This is a genomic window from Mesorhizobium sp. M0816 (assembly GCF_040320005.1).
In the GTDB taxonomy this organism is placed as follows: Bacteria; Pseudomonadota; Alphaproteobacteria; order Rhizobiales; family Rhizobiaceae; genus Mesorhizobium.
In genome coordinates this window covers 43,225-59,646 of sequence record NZ_JAMYOT010000012.1, presented here as the reverse complement: position 1 = coordinate 59,646, position 16,422 = coordinate 43,225, and the positions used below count along the sequence as shown (strand labels likewise).

The window sequence follows — 16,422 nt, the reverse complement described above, 5'->3', positions numbered from 1 at the left end:
AAAGCCTGGCGCGCCCTCAGGAGGCCGCCCTGTTGGTTTGGATGCTGGTGATAATCAGAGGCGGCCCTCTGCGAGCAGTTCGCGGGTCCGCTTCAGCGTCGACAGCAGGGCCGACTTGTAGCCCTTGTCGCTGTCGAACTGCGTCTGCTCGGCCTGTTCCTCTGGGCCATCAGCCTCCTTGCCGCGCAGGCCGAGGTAGCAGTAGAACTTCAGCTGCAGTGCGCCGGCTTCGTCCTCGAAAAGCTCATTGATAATGGCCCCTTCGCGTGGGCCGGTCGCCTGGAAGAAGGTGACCTTGCTCTGCGGCTCGAGGGTGATGATCTCCCTGATGTCAGAGCCGGCGATGGTGGCTTCGCGCACGAAGTGGGTATCACTTTCCTCCACGACATCGCAGCGGGTGCAGAGACCCGGCGGGAGGAACAGGCGCGCGTCGCGCGCCTTCAGTTCCAAACCCTTCCATACTTGCTCCCGGGTGAGCTTTGTTTCGCCTTCCGGATGCACCGGGACGGTTGCGGTCGAATAGATCATGTTGATGGTCCTTTGTTTGAAATTGTGGCTGATTGCCTCAGGCAGAGGCAGCGGTTTCCGAAGCAAAGTCGCGGTAGGAGCGGAGCGGACGTCCAAGAAGCGTCGTCAGGCGCTCGACATCACTGCCCTCGGGCAGCATGCCATCGGTCAAAAATCGCTCGCCCATCATGCGCATGTCGTAGGCCATCCATGGCGGCATGAACTGCTTGAGGTTCTGCTCGAAGGCAGCCGTATCGCCGCCGCCATAGTTGATCTGGCGAGCGAGCACGTCCGACCAGATCGCGGCGATATCCGCTCCGGTAAGGGTATCGGGACCGACCAGGTTGATGCGAGTGATCGGGAGCGGCTGTGCGGCCTGTTCGCGGCGCAGCAGCTCAAGGGCAGCAACCTCCGCGATATCGCGAACGTCGATCATGGCAAGCCCCTTGTCGCCGACGGGCATCGGGTAAACGCGGTAGCCAGCGATGACGTCCTTGATCGTCAGATCGTTCTGGATGAAGTAGGCCGGACGCAGGATGGTAGCGTGAAAGCCCATCTGCTCGATCATCCGCTCGACGCCGAACTTGCCGGCGAAGTGCGGCACGTTCACGTAGACGTCCGGGTGAATGACTGACAGGTAGACGATCCGTTCGACGCCAGCCGAGCGGGCGACGTTGAGGGCGATCAAAGCCTGGGTGAACTCGTCTGGTGCGACAGCGTTCAGCAGGAAGAGCGTCGAGACACCGTCGAAGGCGGTACGTAGGGAGTCGACGTCCAGGAAGTCACCTTTGACGACGGCAACACCTGCCGGGAAATTGGCCTTGGAGGGGTCGCGGACGAGAGCGCGGACATCAGCGCCGCGTTCGACGAGGTGATGGATGACTTGGCCGCCGATAGTGCCGGTGGCGCCGGTAACGAGAATGGTCATGGGATTTTCTCCGGGTTGGTATTGCTTGACACCCGGAATATGGCTGGTTCATTCTTAAACCAATAGGCTGTTAACTTGGACACTTCGTCTCACAGGTGGAACGATTATGGATCTCGTCGCCCTTGCCGATTTCAACCTTGTCGCGCGTCACGGTGGCTTCGGCAAAGCGTCGCGGGCGTCCGGCCGTCCCAAAGCGACCTTGTCCCGACGGGTTACGGAACTGGAGGCTGCCCTTCAACTTCGGCTCTTTGAACGTGGCGCGCGCAACCTCAAACTCACCGAGGAAGGACGCGCCCTTCATGAGCGGACAGCCTCTCTGCTGACGGAGCTCGACGAAACGGCGGCCACGATCGCGGCGGGCGGGGACAAGCCGCGCGGCAGGTTACGGATCAGCGCGCCGCTGCTGTTTTCGCAGACCGCCATGGGCAGGATCGCGGCGGGCTTTGCACTGAAATATCCCGACGTGCGGTTGGAAGTCACGACAGAGGACCGGGCCGTGGACATGATCGAGGAAGGTTATGATCTGGTCATCCGGGTCAATCCGGACCCAGACGAAAGTCTTGTTGGCCGAGCCTTTCTGCATGATCGCCTGGTCGTCGTGGCAAGCCCCGATCTGCCCCGGCCGGCGGCAGATCTCTCGGTGCCAGGTGTCGTGCGTGGGGCCAGCGATCGGCAGACCTGGAACGTCGTGACTTCAGAAGGATCCGCGACGATCGGGATCGAGCCCATTCTCGCACTGTCGTCCCTCATCATGGTTCGGGATGCCGTGCGAACCGGCGTAGGCGCTGCTCGTATGCCGATTTCGCTGGTGAGTCACGACCTGGCCGACGGCACTTTACTGCACTGGGGTGATATCGAGGGTTCCGAGATCGCGCTGTGGGCGCTTTACCCGTCGCGGCGTCTGTTGAGCGCGCGTGTATCTGCCTTCCTGGATTTTCTGAAGCAGGCTTTTCCCAACGGAACGCCCGATGAACTGGCGACCTACATCGGCAAGTGAGGGGCCAAAGCAGCCTGCTCCACATTTTGCAATCGGGCCGGCGTTACCCAGCGGTGTTTACCCGCGAATAGGCGCCGGGCGGCATTCCCACATGCCGACTGAACGCGACGCTGAAGGCGCTTGCCGAGCCATACCGACGCGTTGCGCAATCTCCGCCGTGGCAACATCCTTGCGAAGGAATTCCTTCGCCAGCGCCATGCGCCAGCCGATCGCGTATTCCATCGGGGCCACGCCAACCTCCCTCCGGAAACGATCGAAGAAGGTCGAACGGGACATGGCAGCATCCCGCGCGAGTGTTTCCACCGTCATGCTGCGACCTGGATCCGCGTGAATCCGGCGCAAGGTCGGTGCCAGCAGCGGATCGGCCATACCGCGCAGGAGACGGGGCGGGGCCGCGGCGCTTGCCGTTGAACGCAAAGCTTCGATCAACAGCAACTCCAACAACCGGTGAAGCACCATCTCACGGGCGGTCCGGTCGGCTCTCGTTTCGTCGTTTATCATCCCGACCAGCATCATCAGCCGCTCTTCGCCCTGGACGTGGATAACCTCCGGTAGCAACGAGACGAGAAGAGTCTTGTCATCCGAGCCAAAGGCACAATGGCCAACCATCGCCTTGATTTCGCGGTCGCTTCTGGGTCTCCGAGCCGGAAGACACCCGGGCTGGTCTCAAGACGTTGGGCAAGGGCTCTGCGAGGAGGCGGTTCCAGGCTGCTCATCGTGAAAGAGAAGATTTCCGGAACCAGCACGAAGTCGCAGGCCATCAGCAACATCGGAGCAGCTGCCCCATGTCGAACTCGTCGCGGACGATTCCGGACATCTCCTCCCGGCGGAGCGCGAAGCCGTAGTCGAACAGGAAGTCGTCGCCGTAGCCCGACACGTAGGGCATCGTCCACCCGCGCTGTGCCTTAGTCGCCACCAGCTTCTCCAGCGGCGCCCGCGACATCGCGATGAGCGTCACGTCGCGGTCGTTCACGTGCGTGACCATGCCGCCCAGCCCATCGCCGACCGAGGTGCAGCCCGGGCACGCCATCTTCCAGTCCTCCCCGAACATCAGGTGATAGATGAGGAGCTGCGAGCGGCCATCGAACAGCTCCGGCAAGGACTTCGGCCCGTCGTCGGTGGCGAAAGCGTAGTGCTTCTCGACCGGAACCAGGGCAACTCCCGCCGCTGGTGACGCGCCGTTCGTGCGCCGCCAGCTCCCGCTCGGCCGCCAGCAGCTCCTTGCGGGCGGCCTGCCACTCCTGCTCAGTCGCGACCTCCATCCGACCTCCCTATGTTCGACCTCGTCCTTGTTAAAACCGCGCGGCAGCGGAAAACTCATCGGCACCTCGAAGTCGACGACCTCCGCGACCCGTCCGTCCTCGAGGGCCTCGAGGCGCAGGACGGACAGGGCGAGCGGACGGTAGCCCGGCTCACCCGACGAGCACAAGAGCAGCATCGTCTGGTTGGTCCCGAAGCGGTCGTTCCATCGAGCCGATTGCTACCGCGGGACGCGCCATTTCCTGACTTTGCCGTTTACGCCGCGAAGGTCGCGGCTCGAAACCAAACCGGACGGTCATCCGATCCTGTCCTGGGCTCCAGCGGCAGGTTTTGGCATCGGGATCGTCATGCAGGCGTAGTGGCCACGATCATTGCGCTCGTGAACCCGCCCCGCCTCTTCCGGCGATCTGATTGCCTGTCGCGAGCGGCTCAGGTGCTTTTGAGCGTGCCGTTCATCCCTTCCGGATAGAAGCCGCCCTTGCTCACTCCATCCTTGTCGGTGAGATAGACGATCCGGAGCACCTCCTGCGGTGTTCTGGTGAAGGCGATAGCGTCCGGCGTTGAAGGAACGATGTTGGCTTTTCCGTCCACCTGGATCCCCTGGTCCTTATCGTCCGATCCGTCGAGCGACGTCGCCCGGTTTCGAGCCGGCATCGGCTGCGTCGATGCCTTTTCCGGTGGTGCCGCGGAGATAGTATTCAGCCTCCATATATTCGAGGTTGAGCGCAAAGCGGAAAATGTCTTCGTCCTGCACGTCCTCCTGGGCATAGGCGCGAGAAACCGGCGTCAGGCCCGTGGTGGTGGCGAGGGTTGCTCCCAAGCCGAACTGCAACGCGCGACGGCGCGAAATATGAATTGAAGGCGTGACACGGATCCTGACTTCCTCCCAAAAGCCCGCCGGTATCACCTGTTGGCACCTGATCGCGGGCCAGCCTTTCTAACCCCGTAAAACTCGATAAATGTTCCTTCGGTTGTCGCGCATTTTCGCCAAATGTTGTGCTTCGAATCCGAGCCATGACCTTGAGCTGATTATGGGCGACTGATGTCTCTCGTCTTGTCGAGAAGCTAGAGATCACAACTGCATCGATGTAGCCTTTTATGACCAGTGATATCTACGTCATAGGCGTCATTTGCGCTGGCCGGTGCTTCGGCGCCAATACACAAGCGAACGCCGATTGGCTTATTCGATCGAAGCCAAGGGCGACACGGCCGGTCCGTTCAAGGCGGTGCCATCAATGGCAAAGTGCGAGCCGTGGCAGGGGCAATCCCAGCAGCGTTCCAGCGAGTTCCAATGAACATGGCAACCGACATGAGTACATGCGGCCGAGCGCTTGTGGAGCGTGCCGTCCTCATCGCGAAAAGCCGCGACTTTGGTAAGCCCTTCGCGCACGATAGCGCCCTCTCCCGGCCGCAGCTTGTCGGCGGAATCGATTTCGCCAGGCGCGATATACTCGGCAAAACTCTTGATCGCTGTCGCATTCTCCGCCAGGTAATCGCCGATCGCGCGTGCCGTCTTGCGGGAGGGTTCGTAAAGTTCCCGCCAGGGGCTTTCCCCCTTGAGAATCAGGTCGGAAATCAACAGGCCTGCCACGACCCCATGGGTGATGCCCTGGCCGGAATCGCCGGTAGCAACGAAGACACGCCGGTCACCGGGATTGCGACCGATGAACCCGGCATAGTCGACGGTCTCCATCACCTGCCCGGACCAACGGTTGGTTTCCATGCCGACATCGGGCACCAGCCTTTTGGTCCAGGCCGCCAGGGCCGCGAAGCGTTTGCCGGCATCATCGGCCCGTCCTGTTTTGTGGTCTTCACCTCCGACGATCAGGAAGTCGGTCCGACCTTTGCCAGGCTGAAGCCGAACGTAGTGATAAGGGTCTTCAGTATCCCAATACAGCGCATCCGGTAGGATATCGCGCGCGATCTCGAATGACATCGCGTAGGTCCGATAGGGCGCTTGTTTGGTATGAAGGGCGACCCGATCGTTGATCGGCGAGTTGGTGGCGACAACGGCCGATTTGGCAGACACGGCAAAGCCTGAGACCGTGGTTACGCGCACGCCGCCGTCAGTCTCCTCGAGTTTGTCGACGATGGTATCCGCATAAAGCGCGCCGCCGCGCGCGCGGATGCCGGCAGCCAGCCCGCGGAGATATTTGAGCGGGTGGAATGTCGCCTGATTGGAATAACGAAGGACGGGCGCGTCCGAAAACCCAGCAAGCGGCACGCCCACGATTTTCTCGACGTCGACTCCGATCTTCAGAGCGGCGTCCAGTTCGCGCTCGATGACGGATTCCTTTCTGCCTGACGCCGGAAACAGAAAGCCGTCGAGGCGGCGGAAATCACACGCAATACCCTCCGCCTCTTGGATTGCTTGGATACGGTCGATAACGGCCGACTGGCTTCGGTAGTAAATCCGCGCCAGTTCCTCGCCGCGCAATTTGATCAGTTCCGAAAAATAATCGTCGCAGATCGATGACAGATGCGCGGTGGTGCGTGCCGTCATGCCGCTTCCGATCCGGCCGCGATCAAGCACTGCCACCTTTTGCCCGGCGACGGCCAGTTCGTAGGCGACCGACAGTCCGGCAATGCCAGATCCGACGACCACGACATCGACCTGTTCACTCCGCTCGAGCGGAACCGCCTCAGGCGCGACTTCGGTTGCCGCCCAAAGCGATACAGTCCTTTCATCGCTGACATTCATGGCGGAACTCTCCAGGGCATCGATCAGGAAATGGACGCGAGGGGCTAAAAGTTCCCGCTGCGTTTGTACGCCGATCTAATGCGCTAAGCTCCACGGACTGCGCAGGTGGGAAGCACCCCCTTCGCGCGGGTTTCCAGGCCAGCTGTTTCAATCGCCAGTTCGAAGCGTTAGCCGCATTCGCGGACAATTGCCGTGGTCCGCCAACAGCGAGAACGCTGGCCACATCTGACAAGGCGCAACCAGTACGTGACCGTGTAGTGTCTGGACGATCTTGAAGGCATCCCCATGCAGTGTTCTATGAGTAGACACCTCGAAGTTCCAGGATACGATGCTATGCGACTTAAATGGCCGCGCCCGATTGTCGCCGTTTGGGGCGCGCCTGACCGTCCCGGCCTTCAGGACCACGTTGCCTCGGCCGATACCCATTGATGGAATGCGGCGATACGAGGGTCGGTCCAGCAATCTCTTCTGCAACACAAGTAATAGGCCTCCGTGTCGTCAGAGATCTGCATATCCTTGAACGGCAGGACCAGTTCTCCCTTGGTGATCTCTTCGTGGAGCACAGAGAAGGTCTCCGATCGCGACGCCCTGGCCCATGGCCGCGGCACGATAGGCCATATCGGCACTGGGAAAGACCTCACCCGAGTTCACGTCAAGAAGGTTCGGCACAAATCGCCCAGCCCAAACTTTCCAATCGTGCCGATCAGACGTTTCATGCAGCAGGTTATGGTGAACCAGGTCGGCAGGAGAGGTTAGTGGCACCCCTCTCTCCAGCAGCTTTGGAGAGCAAACTGGGGTGCCGAACGATTGCAACACTAGCACCGCGTCGATATCTTTCGGCCCATTTGGATTACCGCAGTCAAAGGCGAGATCGAACTCACCTCCGAAGAAAATTTCCCAATCATAAGGAGCGGTCGTTAGCAATGGCCTGCAATCGGTGTCCGGGTAACATCACGTCGAACTCGACATCAAAGACCAGTTGGAGGTCGCATATCAGCCGATCGAGCGTGTGTATTTTCCAGAGATGGGCATCGCGTCGGTGGTCGCTACGATGACCGGGGGGCGGCAAAGCGAGGTCGGCATCGTCGGCCACGATGGCATGACAGGGGTTGCCGTTATTCTCGGTCAAGACAGATCTCCCAATGAAACCTATATCCAGGTCGCCGGCAATGGCTGGATTCTGCCCGTTGAAGACCTTCGCGCTGCGATTGCAGCAAGCCAGTCCCTTCGCGAGTCGCTGCTTCGCTATGCCCACGCGTTCCTCGTGCAGTCGTCCCGGACCGCGCTGGTCAACGGCCATTCCAAAATCGAGGAGCGGTTGGCCCGCTGGCTGCTGATGGTCCAAGACCGCGCCGAAGGAAACAAGATCTACCTGACGCATGAATTTCTGGCGACCATGCTTGGTGCCCGGCGCCCCGGCGTTACCACCGCCCTCCAAATGCTTGAATATCGGGGGCTGGTTCACGCCAAACGCGGCGAGATCGCAATCGTCGATCGCGTTGGAATGATAAAACTCACACACGGTGCTTACGGCGAGGAGGAGCAAAGTCACTTCGGCCTAGCCTCCGCCTAACTGTTCGGAATCGGACAAACCCTTGCAGGCTGCCGAATTGGTGCCATAAATCGTGTTGGTTTGGGTTTCAGGGAGGAACTCACATGACCAATACTTTTCACACCGTCACGGTTGAAAGAGCCGCCGAAGCCTATGTGCTCTCTAGGGGCAAGGCCCACTTCCTCTCCATCGCACAGGCAATCCGTGCCATCCGAACGCTCATGCCGGCATGCAAGGCTACCGACCGCGAACTGGAGGAGTTAGTGGGGGCAGCATGCATCATTCACGGTGTGCCCGTCGCATTCGACTTCAAAACAGCCGTGGCCGCAGAACCACAGCTCCATTCATAGGGCCGGTGATGCCTGCGCTCGCGCAGACGCCTACCTTGTTGGACGTTCGCCAAGCGATTGTCCGCTACCTGATCGACAACATCGGCAGCCCGAGGATTTCGATATCCGAGGTTAGCCACACTATCAGGAGAATGCTTCCCTTTGCGAACTGACGGACTGGGAACTTGGCGATCTCATTGCGCGAAGCGCGATCGATGCGGGATTCGCGATTGAACTCGACGCCGCGGATCCCTAGGACGCCTGTCGAGGCTCAATAGCGGAACAGCCGCTTTAGCCATGTGGCTCCCAATCACGGACGGTCAGGTTCCGGCCCCACACCGGTCGTTCCGTTGGTCCGGCTTAGTGGACGCGTCTGTCGATCCGGCTCGGCCGAACCAAGACGACACAGGCCGACAGCGACGCCTCTGTACTGCTCGTCGGCCGCCCGGTGACGGTGCTGCAATCGTGGCTCGAGCGCGCCGAAATATCTGAAGCCGCCGTGTTTCGCGGCATCGACCGGTGGGCAATCTCGAAAAACGAGCGCTCACGCCGCAGGCCGTCAATCTGATCCTGAAGCGCCGCGTCGCCGAGGCCGGGCTCGACCCGCAAGCCTTCTCCGCCCACGGCCTGCGCTCCGGCTATCTTACCGAAACCGCCCTTCGCCAAAAAGAGTACAACCGCTCTGGAGCCCGGTCGGGTGGGGCTCGGTTGCCTGATGCACGACCATTTTTTTGCAGCCGCCCACAGTTAAGAGCGCACAACCAGCGGCACGAGGCCCTCGTGTCGCTCGTCGAGATAGCAGACGATGCGGTCGCCGACGCGCTGAAAAGTGAGGTCGACCTTCACGTCACCGACCGCTAAGTGCCGGAGGACGATGTTGTCGATGCCTATCGGCAGCCGAGGGCGTTCGACATTGATCTCGCCCTTCCAACCATCGATCCGAATCCCGAGACAGGCTTGCAGCATCATGAAGGCGGATCCGGCGGACCATGCCTGTGGCAGACAAGCCACGGGATAGGCCACTGGCGCATCACCGATCGCACGCGTAAACCCGCAGAATAGCTCCGGGAGCCGCATGTTGAAACGGACCGCCGCCTCGAACATGCTGCTCATAAGCTTCACAACACTGGTGCGCTCCTGGTAGCGGGCGAGCCCAGCGGCACAGATTGCCGTATCGTGCGGCCAGATCGAGCCGTTGTGATAGGACATCGGATTGAATGGAAGCTCGTCGTCGGCCAAAGTCCGAACGCCCCAACCGCTGTGGAGATGGGCTGATAACAGCTGCTCGGCAACTGATTGCGCCCGTTCAGCTGACGGTAGCCCGACATAAAGCAGGTGACCGGGGTTGGAGGCGCGCACCGCGCATTGCTTGCCTTCGCCGTCGATTGCCAAGGCATAGAAATTGCGGTCTGGCATCCAAAACTGCGTCTCCACTGCGTTGCGGATCCTTTCTGCCATGCCGCTCCAGTGCGCTGCCTTGGCGACATCGCCGCGCTTGGCGGCCAGCGCAGCCATGCCTTGATAGGCTGCGAAGACGTAACCTTGCACCTCGACCAGTGCGATTGGTCCCCTGGGTATCGTCCCATCGCTATGGAAGATAGCGTCTGCGCTGTCCTTCCAGCCCTGGTTGAAAAGCCCCGTATCTGCCGCCCTGCTGTAGGTCACGAAACCCTCTCCGTTGCGGGCTCCTACCTCCTCCATCCACGCGATGGCCGCACACAGCGAGTCCCACATGCGATCGACGAACTCGTCATCGCCCGTGCGATCGGCATAGGACCAGGCCAGGTAAACATAGAGCGGAGTGGTGTCGACGCCGCCGTAGTAGCGGCCGAACGGTAGCTCTCGCAGCACAGCCATCTCCCCCTTGCGCGTTTCATGCATGATCTTGCCGGGCTCGGCATCGTCAAATATCGAAGTCTCTGTCGACTGATAGCGGGCAAGGAACGCTAGGACCCCGCGGGCAAGGTCAGGGTTGAGCCACAGCATTTGCAAGGCGGAAATGACGCCGTCGCGGCCGAAGGCGGTCGAGAACCAGGGAATACCGGCGTACGGATAAGGCCCGGTCTCCAGATCAGTGGTCAGCAACGCTATGTCGGCGCGGGTGCGCGTGAGCCAGTCATTGAATACGCGGCCGGAGCTGAAGACGGTGGCGCCCTGTCGACGCTTTGAGCGCATGGCAAACCGCGCTCGCGCCGCGGCCGCGCGGAAGCGATCACTGGACGGGATTTCCTCGCTGTGACCGACCTCCAGATGGAGCGCTCTGCTGTCGCGCATCCCCACCAGAATGAGGAACTCGGCGTGATTGGGGTGCATCTGATGGGGCGTCATCGAAAAAGCGATGACGGATTGGCGCTCCACATTGTCGAGGCCCTCGTAGCGAAACGTCACTCTTGACTCGCCCACCCGCGCTTCATGCGCGCGACCGCGCCGGCTGCGCGTAGTGCCGCGCACCTCAAACATGTCACGGAAATCGGCGTCGAAGTCGAACCGGACCGGCAGCAGCACATCGCGCGCGGAGTAGTTCGTGAAGATGACGCGCTCGAACATGCGGTCTTGCCAGATGAACCGGGTCCGATCGATGTGCACGACACCCGGCAGCGTTTCACTACCGTTCGGCCCGATGGTGGCCAGATTTGTCAGATTGGCGGTGAATAGGATGTTGTCTTGCGACAGCGAGGCGCCAAGCAGTGAGGGCATGCGGCCGCCGACGAACAGACGGAAGCGCGACAGCACACGCGTATCGTCGCGGAAAAGCCCGTCGCCGGTGCCGCGTATGTCGCCGTAGCTGTCCGCGACGATGAAGCAGTCCTCGTGCTTGAGAGCAAATTGCCTATGCGGCTCGCGCGGCGCCGATTCGTCGAGCGCCGGGAGAGCCACAGCGGGATCAAGCTTGCGTGCTTCGACTTCAGTGGTCATGTCAGCCCTCCTGTTCGAAAGAGACTTGGGCGGTGGAGACTTGGGCTGCGCAGGCACACATGCTCCCCTATAAGGCCGGCGCCGAACCATCCTCATCAACAGCGTCTCGCGTCGATCCAGCACTCGGCGCGCGATCGCGGAGAGCCTCGTTCTAATTCTTGGCGAATGATTGGCGAATTCTGCTGTAAAGCGCGATCAAAAGCGGCTCGAAGCCGATCGGTTCTAGGCCGGTTCGATCAAACAGGCCTGACCAGCTGCATTTCAGCGCGGCCATTTCGAGAGCCAAATGCAAATCGCTTGTTGCCGGCGAGCGAGCGGTAGACCGCCATATAGTCGCTGCACATGCGCCCGACCATGAACCGCCTTTCAAAAGTTTCCCGTACCCGTGCGCGATCGAGACCGCCTATCCGCCGTACAGCCTCCACAGCTTCGTCGACGCTGTCCACTATCAATCCGGACACGCCATCATCGATGACCTCTGGAACGGCGCCGCGGTTGAAGGCTATCACCGGGGTGCCGCAGGCCATTGCCTCGATGGTTACAAGGCCGAACGGTTCGGGCCAGTCGATCGGAAACAGCAGCGCTGTCGCATTGCCCAAAAACTCCGCCTTCTGCTGCTCATCGATCTCGCCAATGAACTCGACATTCGAATATCGAAGCACCAGGGGCTCAACTCGCTCCGCCCAAAATGATTGGTCAACCGCGTCGATTTTGGCCGCGATCTTCAGCGGCATTCCAGCGCGGGCGGCGATTTCTATCGCCACTTCCGGGCCCTTTTCCGGTGAGATGCGGCCAAGAAATGCCAGATATCCCGAGGCTTTCCGCCGGAATGGAAGAATATCACGCGGCAGGCCATGGTAGACCGTTCCGAGCCAATTGACCGGCGGCATGGGCCGGCGCTGGTCATCGGAAATCGAGACCAGCGGAATGTCGTCGAACATCGCGTAAAGCCGCGCCAGGAACGGAAGGTCGAGCCTGCCATGAAGCGTGGTAACGGTTCGCTGCGCGAACTCTCGAATTATCGGAAAGTGGAGAACATCGACATGAAAATGCAGTGCATCGAATTCATCCGCCCGTTTACGGACCTGTTCAAGCATCATGATGTGGTAGGGAATATGGTTTTGGGACTTGGGATTCAGGCGCAGTGCAACATCGCAACACGCCACCAGTTCGGCCGAAGTGCGTGAATCACCGCTGGCGAACAAGGTCACCTCGTGGCCCTGTCGAACCAGCTCTTCCGTCAGATATGAAACGATGCGCTCGGTCCCGCCATAGAGCCTGGGGGGTACAGATTCGATAAGAGGTGCAATCTGGGCGATCTTCATTTTTGCAGGACATCGTGAAAGTGAAAAGTCGGCCTTCAACGAAAGCGGGCGACGCGCACACCTCTCCTTGTATTGCACCGACGCCAACTCTCGAATTGCTAATATGTTCCCGGGAAGATCACCCATCGTGACGTTCGGGCTAGGCAAGGCTTGAGGGCCTAGGTCCTGATCTTTGCGGAATGTTCGCGGGGTGCGGGCATTCCGGCATGGCATCGACCGCGAGCGCCGGCATCAAGGTGATCATATTCTGGGTCAACGTGGCGTGTCGAAGCCGCTTCAGCGGGGCCGAGTTTATTCGCAGAAGAAGCATCATTCTCCAGATCCCCCCTGTAGCGCGAGGCGCGTCCGTGGCAGAACTTTGGCATGGCACGCCTTGGCCCGCTGCTGGCATTTTTAGCGCTCTATGCCGCAATGTATGCTGCATTCGGGACAGCGTCCCCGTTCTGGCCACGGTATTTTGAGGCGCGCGGCCTGACACCTGAAGAGCTGGGCGTTCTGTTCGGGCTAGGCAACGCAGCCCGGCTGATTGCCGGACCGCTCGCCAATCGAATTGCAGATCTTCTCGGTGCCCTCCGCATCACCCTGGCGGTCTGCATCGGGATCGCGGCAGCGGCGACGCTTGGGCTGGCTGCCGTGCAAGGCGTCTTTCTTCTGTTGGTCGTCTATCTGGCCCAGTCAGCCGGGCTGGCACCGATCACAACCCTCGCCGACGCCCTTGCGGCGCGCGCATCGGTGCGCGAGCCGGGTTTTGAGTATGGTTGGGTGCGGGGTGCGGCATCAGCGGCCTTCGTTGCTGGCACCCTCGCGGCTGGCCAGGTGCTCGGAGATTTCGAGCTGGATGCGATTATATGGATGTACGCCGCGCTGCTCGCCGGAGCGTTGGCTGCCGCCGCGCTGGTGCCGGAATCAGACACCGGCGCCGAGCGGGCTGCGGACCCGGTCGGGCAAAGCGTAATCGGCGGGCTGCGCGAGCTGCTCGGTCTCCCGACTTTCCGGCGCATCGTCATGATTGCGGCGCTGATCTATGGCAGCCATGCAATGCATGACACCTTCTCGGTCATCCGCTGGACGGCGGCCGGGGTCGGCACGGCGGCGAGCAGCATACTTTGGTCGGAAGCCGTCGGAGCGGAGGTGGTGGTGTTCGTTGTGGTCGGGCCGATCCTGCTGCGCCGGCTTGGCGTGGCCGGGGCCGCTGCTCTGGCCGCGGTGGCCGGAATCCTGCGCTGGGTCGTGGAAGCGGAAACGGCGGCGATCTGGATGCTTGCGTTCGTGCAACCGCTTCACGGCATTACCTTCGCACTGCTGCATCTTGCCTGTATGCGTGTTATCGCCAGCAGCGTGCCGGCACATCTTGCCGCCACGGCGCAGGCCCTTTACGCGATCGGCCCGGGGCTGGCCACCGCGGGCCTTGTCTGGGTATCAGGTCAGCTTTATGGAGCCTATGGCCCGCCCGGGTTCCTCATGATGGCGGGACTCTGTGTGCTGTCCCTTCCGCTAGTAATTGGACTTCGTGAAAGGCCCCCACCATCGGATTGACGCGTATGAGGGCGATGGTCGCCGATTGTGCGAGCTTCTCAGCCAAGGGGTGGTAGCGGCGGAATGGGGAAGATGCCAGAGGGGCTCGTCAGCGCCCTCGAGCTTCGGCTTGAGTATTTGCACAAACGAGTCCAGCGGGGGGTTATACCGAAGGCGGATGGGAAACAGCGACTGGAAGACAAGATCGTTCAGGATGCAACAGTCACGGTGCTCAATGCATCTATGAAGGCGACTTCTGCGGTTTCTCCTACGGGTTCCGGCCCGGAAGAGGACCACACGGCGCATTGGATGCCCTGTACATCGCGATTGACCAACGGGAGGTGAACTGGATCGTAGACGCCGACACCCAGAACTTCTTCGGGACGGTCAGTCAGGAAAGGCTGGTTCGCTTCATCGAACACAGGATCGGCAACAAGCGCATCATCCGCTTGATCCGCAAATGGCATAGACATGCTCGGACATGACCTCGCGAACGGTCGTGTTGCCGGCTGAGCGCTCCTCGGCGACACCGCGCATCACGATATCGCGGTCGGTCACCATGCCGACCAGCATGTCATTCTCCCGACCGGAAGGGCGCCGAGATAGTCGGCCCGCATTTTCCGGGCGGCAACCGCTATGAGGAAAGGCCTCTGTTCACTTGCTATGCGCTTTAATGTGCATATATTGTGCGTATGAGAGGTCGGAGATTTGCCATGACCCACGCACAGCTCGCACATTCCGCGGTGGTCTCAGGCTTTGTCGATAGCTTGCAGGAACCACGCACGCCCTATATCTCGCCGAAACGCCTGTCGCAGGCCCTCGGCGTGAAGGTGGCCAACCTGGCGCAGTTAACCGGTGTTCATCGCAACACGCTGCGCAATCCCGCATCGGAACGCCTGCAGGGCCGGATGCGCGAAATGGTGAAGGTGATTTCGGCCGCGACGGAACTCACCGGTAACGTCGACAAGGCGATCTACTGGTATCGCAACGAGCCCATCGCCGACTATGGCCATCGCACGGCGGCCGAGCTCGTTGCGGACGGCCAGGTCGAGGCGGTTCTGGCCTTCATCAGGGATCTCGAGAACGGGGCGCGCGGGTGAGAATCACCCACGTCGGCCCGGACGAGATCTTTCACCGCTATCTGACACCCAAATGGGCATTCCTGCCCATCAGCGGTGCGGGCGCGGCGATCGACGGCGGCCGCTTCAATCGACCGGGCGTCGAGGCGCTTTACCTGTCACGCGCGCCGCAAACGGCCCTCGATGAATACAAGCAGGGCGCCAGCATCATCCCGCCGGCCACCCTTGCAGCCTACAAGATCACGCTCGCCGAGGTCGCCGACCTTTCGCAGGGGTTCGACCCAAACGTCTGGGACGACATCTGGCAAGGATGGGATTGTGCGTGGCGCCAGATCGCCCGCATCGACAGGAAGGTCCCGCCATCGTGGAAGCTCGCGGACCTGGTCATCACGGCTGGGCTTCGCGGTATCCTGTTTCCGTCGCTGCGCCATGCCGGCGGCACCAATCTGACGATCTTCTCGGCCAATCTTGTCGAAGAGGATCGCGTCGCGGTCCATGATCCCGATCATCGGCTGCCGCACGATCAGTCGTCCTGGTCCTGAATTGCCGCCTCTCGCCAAGGGCGCAACGATCTCTAGGGCACTTGGTCCTCAACGCGGTCAGCCTCTAATTCTTCCTCTTCGCCTTCCTCCTCCTCGCTCGCCAGCCCGGCCGGAATTTCTCCCGCCAGCAGCTTCTCCTTGCTGAGCAGTCCGGCGTCCTCGAGCGCCTCGAAATCGGGCAAGTCGCGCAGCGTGTCGAAACCGAAGTGCGACATGAAGGCTTTGGTCGTCACGTAGGTGTAGGGGGCGCCGGGCTGTGGGCTGCGCGGTCCCGAGGTGATGAATTCCTGCTCGCGCAGTACGCCAATCAGATCGCGTGAAACCTCCTTGCCGAAGAAGGATGACAGCTCGCCACGGGTGATCGGCTGGAAGTATGCAATGCACATCAGCACCAGCGCCTCGAACTGCGACAGGGGTTTTGACCGCGTTCTATCCGCGCCCTGGCCCGTTGCTGTGCCAAATGCACCGCGAATGACGTCGGCAAACGCTTTCCTGGTTCGGTGCTGCCATCCTCCGGCGACCGACACGAGCTCATAGGGCCGGTTGCGCAGTTCCTCGCGAATGTCGTCGATGATCAGATCGACGTTGCAGCTCTTTCCGACGACCCGCGCCAGCGTCTCACGCATGACGGGCTCGCTGGCGGCGAAGATGACCGCCTCAATCCGGCCCATCCATTCACGCCAGCGCAGCTCCGGCGGCAGGTGCTCGAGTTCGGTATCGACCAGCAAGCGCTGGTTATCCTTTCGCTGAGTTCCCGTCCGGTCCGCCATC

At 61.1% G+C, this 16,422-nt stretch carries 16 protein-coding genes and 3 pseudogenes; 7 read left to right on the top strand and 12 right to left on the bottom strand.

Annotation, left to right across the window (positions count from 1 at the left end; all coding sequences use genetic code 11):
* Positions 1-54: 54 nt before the first annotated feature.
* A complete protein-coding gene (locus NKI17_RS19840) occupies positions 55-528 on the bottom strand; it encodes an SRPBCC family protein (protein WP_352906642.1) in 474 nt (157 codons plus the stop codon).
* 37 nt (positions 529-565) lie between these two features.
* Positions 566-1,435: an SDR family oxidoreductase gene (locus NKI17_RS19835; RefSeq protein ID WP_352906640.1), complete on the bottom strand. Its 870-nt coding sequence runs from the start codon at positions 1,433-1,435 to the stop codon at positions 566-568.
* A 106-nt stretch (positions 1,436-1,541) separates the two neighbouring features.
* Between NKI17_RS19835 and NKI17_RS19830 the strand changes: the two genes are divergently transcribed.
* On the top strand, positions 1,542-2,432 hold the full coding sequence (locus NKI17_RS19830; protein ID WP_352906639.1) for a LysR family transcriptional regulator: 891 nt from the start codon (positions 1,542-1,544) through the stop codon (positions 2,430-2,432).
* Between the two features lie 43 nt (positions 2,433-2,475).
* On the opposite strand, the pseudogene NKI17_RS19825 reads toward NKI17_RS19830, so the two are convergent.
* The 5 genes and pseudogenes from NKI17_RS19825 to NKI17_RS19805 form a co-directional block, all read right to left on the bottom strand.
* Positions 2,476-3,205: pseudogene (locus NKI17_RS19825) on the bottom strand (helix-turn-helix domain-containing protein); the annotation flags it as partial.
* Positions 3,193-3,753, bottom strand: a complete 561-nt coding sequence (locus NKI17_RS19820; RefSeq protein WP_352906736.1) for a DUF899 family protein — start codon at positions 3,751-3,753, stop codon at positions 3,193-3,195. The gene NKI17_RS19820 and the pseudogene NKI17_RS19825, both read right to left, overlap by 13 nt.
* A 368-nt stretch (positions 3,754-4,121) precedes the next feature.
* Positions 4,122-4,596, bottom strand: a pseudogene (locus tag NKI17_RS19815) (ferritin-like domain-containing protein).
* A 276-nt stretch (positions 4,597-4,872) separates the two neighbouring features.
* Positions 4,873-6,393 (bottom strand): FAD-dependent oxidoreductase, encoded by a 1,521-nt coding sequence (locus tag NKI17_RS19810; protein ID WP_352906637.1) that lies wholly within the window; start codon positions 6,391-6,393, stop codon positions 4,873-4,875.
* A 498-nt stretch (positions 6,394-6,891) separates the two neighbouring features.
* The gene (locus tag NKI17_RS19805) at positions 6,892-7,317 is read right to left on the bottom strand and encodes a LysR substrate-binding domain-containing protein (RefSeq protein WP_352749330.1); all 426 of its coding nucleotides are present in this window, start codon (positions 7,315-7,317) and stop codon (positions 6,892-6,894) included.
* A 55-nt stretch (positions 7,318-7,372) separates the two neighbouring features.
* Here NKI17_RS19805 and NKI17_RS19800 point away from each other — a divergent pair, with 55 nt between their 5' ends.
* The 3 genes and pseudogenes from NKI17_RS19800 to NKI17_RS19790 all read left to right on the top strand — a co-directional run.
* A complete protein-coding gene (locus tag NKI17_RS19800; RefSeq protein WP_352906635.1) occupies positions 7,373-7,966 on the top strand; it encodes a Crp/Fnr family transcriptional regulator in 594 nt (197 codons plus the stop codon).
* An 83-nt stretch (positions 7,967-8,049) separates the two neighbouring features.
* Positions 8,050-8,295 carry a hypothetical protein gene (locus tag NKI17_RS19795; RefSeq protein ID WP_352797942.1) on the top strand — a complete coding sequence of 82 codons (246 nt, stop codon included), beginning with the start codon at positions 8,050-8,052 and terminating at the stop codon, positions 8,293-8,295.
* Between the two features lie 352 nt (positions 8,296-8,647).
* Positions 8,648-8,937, top strand: a pseudogene (locus tag NKI17_RS19790) (site-specific integrase); the annotation flags it as partial.
* An 84-nt stretch (positions 8,938-9,021) separates the two neighbouring features.
* Here NKI17_RS19790 and NKI17_RS19785 read toward each other — a convergent pair.
* Both NKI17_RS19785 and NKI17_RS19780 read right to left on the bottom strand, forming a co-directional pair.
* Positions 9,022-11,190: an amylo-alpha-1,6-glucosidase gene (locus tag NKI17_RS19785; RefSeq protein WP_352906633.1), complete on the bottom strand. Its 2,169-nt coding sequence runs from the start codon at positions 11,188-11,190 to the stop codon at positions 9,022-9,024.
* A gap of 236 nt (positions 11,191-11,426) precedes the next feature.
* Positions 11,427-12,515 (bottom strand): glycosyltransferase family 4 protein, encoded by a 1,089-nt coding sequence (locus NKI17_RS19780; protein WP_352725952.1) that lies wholly within the window; start codon positions 12,513-12,515, stop codon positions 11,427-11,429.
* A 363-nt stretch (positions 12,516-12,878) separates the two neighbouring features.
* Between NKI17_RS19780 and NKI17_RS19775 the strand changes: the two genes are divergently transcribed.
* Complete coding sequence (locus NKI17_RS19775; protein WP_352906631.1) at positions 12,879-14,051, top strand: MFS transporter; 1,173 nt, start codon at positions 12,879-12,881, stop codon at positions 14,049-14,051.
* A 188-nt stretch (positions 14,052-14,239) separates the two neighbouring features.
* Here NKI17_RS19775 and NKI17_RS37015 read toward each other — a convergent pair whose 3' ends face one another.
* Together NKI17_RS37015 and NKI17_RS19765 are read right to left on the bottom strand one after the other, a co-directional pair.
* Positions 14,240-14,497: a hypothetical protein gene (locus NKI17_RS37015; RefSeq protein ID WP_502894554.1), complete on the bottom strand. Its 258-nt coding sequence runs from the start codon at positions 14,495-14,497 to the stop codon at positions 14,240-14,242.
* A complete protein-coding gene (locus NKI17_RS19765; RefSeq protein WP_352450421.1) occupies positions 14,472-14,603 on the bottom strand; it encodes a CBS domain-containing protein in 132 nt (43 codons plus the stop codon). The genes NKI17_RS37015 and NKI17_RS19765 overlap by 26 nt, the downstream gene beginning before the upstream one ends.
* 140 nt (positions 14,604-14,743) lie before the next feature.
* Here NKI17_RS19765 and NKI17_RS19760 point away from each other — a divergent pair, with 140 nt between their 5' ends.
* Together NKI17_RS19760 and NKI17_RS19755 are read left to right on the top strand one after the other, a co-directional pair.
* Positions 14,744-15,130 carry a hypothetical protein gene (locus NKI17_RS19760; RefSeq protein WP_352450324.1) on the top strand — a complete coding sequence of 129 codons (387 nt, stop codon included), beginning with the start codon at positions 14,744-14,746 and terminating at the stop codon, positions 15,128-15,130.
* Positions 15,127-15,651, top strand: a complete 525-nt coding sequence (locus NKI17_RS19755; protein ID WP_352906630.1) for an RES family NAD+ phosphorylase — start codon at positions 15,127-15,129, stop codon at positions 15,649-15,651. The genes NKI17_RS19760 and NKI17_RS19755 overlap by 4 nt, the downstream gene beginning before the upstream one ends.
* Positions 15,652-15,683: 32 nt before the next feature.
* On the opposite strand, the gene scpB is transcribed toward NKI17_RS19755, so the two are convergent.
* Positions 15,684-16,421, bottom strand: a complete 738-nt coding sequence (gene scpB / locus NKI17_RS19750; RefSeq protein ID WP_352725958.1) for an SMC-Scp complex subunit ScpB — start codon at positions 16,419-16,421, stop codon at positions 15,684-15,686.
* Position 16,422: the final 1 nt, after the last annotated feature.

Bases quoted from the DNA above. Each gene is read 5' to 3' on its own strand.
- NKI17_RS19840 (WP_352906642.1), bottom strand. From the start codon at position 528: ATGATCTATTCGACCGCAACCGTCCCGGTGCATCCGGAAGGCGAAACA.
- NKI17_RS19835 (WP_352906640.1), bottom strand. From the start codon at position 1,435: ATGACCATTCTCGTTACCGGCGCCACCGGCACTATCGGCGGCCAAGTC.
- NKI17_RS19830 (WP_352906639.1), top strand. From the start codon at position 1,542: ATGGATCTCGTCGCCCTTGCCGATTTCAACCTTGTCGCGCGTCACGGT.
- NKI17_RS19820 (WP_352906736.1), bottom strand. From the start codon at position 3,753: ATGAGTTTTCCGCTGCCGCGCGGTTTTAACAAGGACGAGGTCGAACAT.
- NKI17_RS19810 (WP_352906637.1), bottom strand. From the start codon at position 6,393: ATGAATGTCAGCGATGAAAGGACTGTATCGCTTTGGGCGGCAACCGAA.
- NKI17_RS19795 (WP_352797942.1), top strand. From the start codon at position 8,050: ATGACCAATACTTTTCACACCGTCACGGTTGAAAGAGCCGCCGAAGCC.
- NKI17_RS19785 (WP_352906633.1), bottom strand. From the start codon at position 11,190: ATGACCACTGAAGTCGAAGCACGCAAGCTTGATCCCGCTGTGGCTCTC.
- NKI17_RS19780 (WP_352725952.1), bottom strand. From the start codon at position 12,515: ATGAAGATCGCCCAGATTGCACCTCTTATCGAATCTGTACCCCCCAGG.
- NKI17_RS19775 (WP_352906631.1), top strand. From the start codon at position 12,879: ATGGCACGCCTTGGCCCGCTGCTGGCATTTTTAGCGCTCTATGCCGCA.
- NKI17_RS37015 (WP_502894554.1), bottom strand. From the start codon at position 14,497: ATGCCATTTGCGGATCAAGCGGATGATGCGCTTGTTGCCGATCCTGTG.
- NKI17_RS19765 (WP_352450421.1), bottom strand. From the start codon at position 14,603: ATGCTGGTCGGCATGGTGACCGACCGCGATATCGTGATGCGCGGTGTC.
- NKI17_RS19760 (WP_352450324.1), top strand. From the start codon at position 14,744: ATGACCCACGCACAGCTCGCACATTCCGCGGTGGTCTCAGGCTTTGTC.
- scpB (WP_352725958.1), bottom strand. From the start codon at position 16,421: ATGGCGGACCGGACGGGAACTCAGCGAAAGGATAACCAGCGCTTGCTG.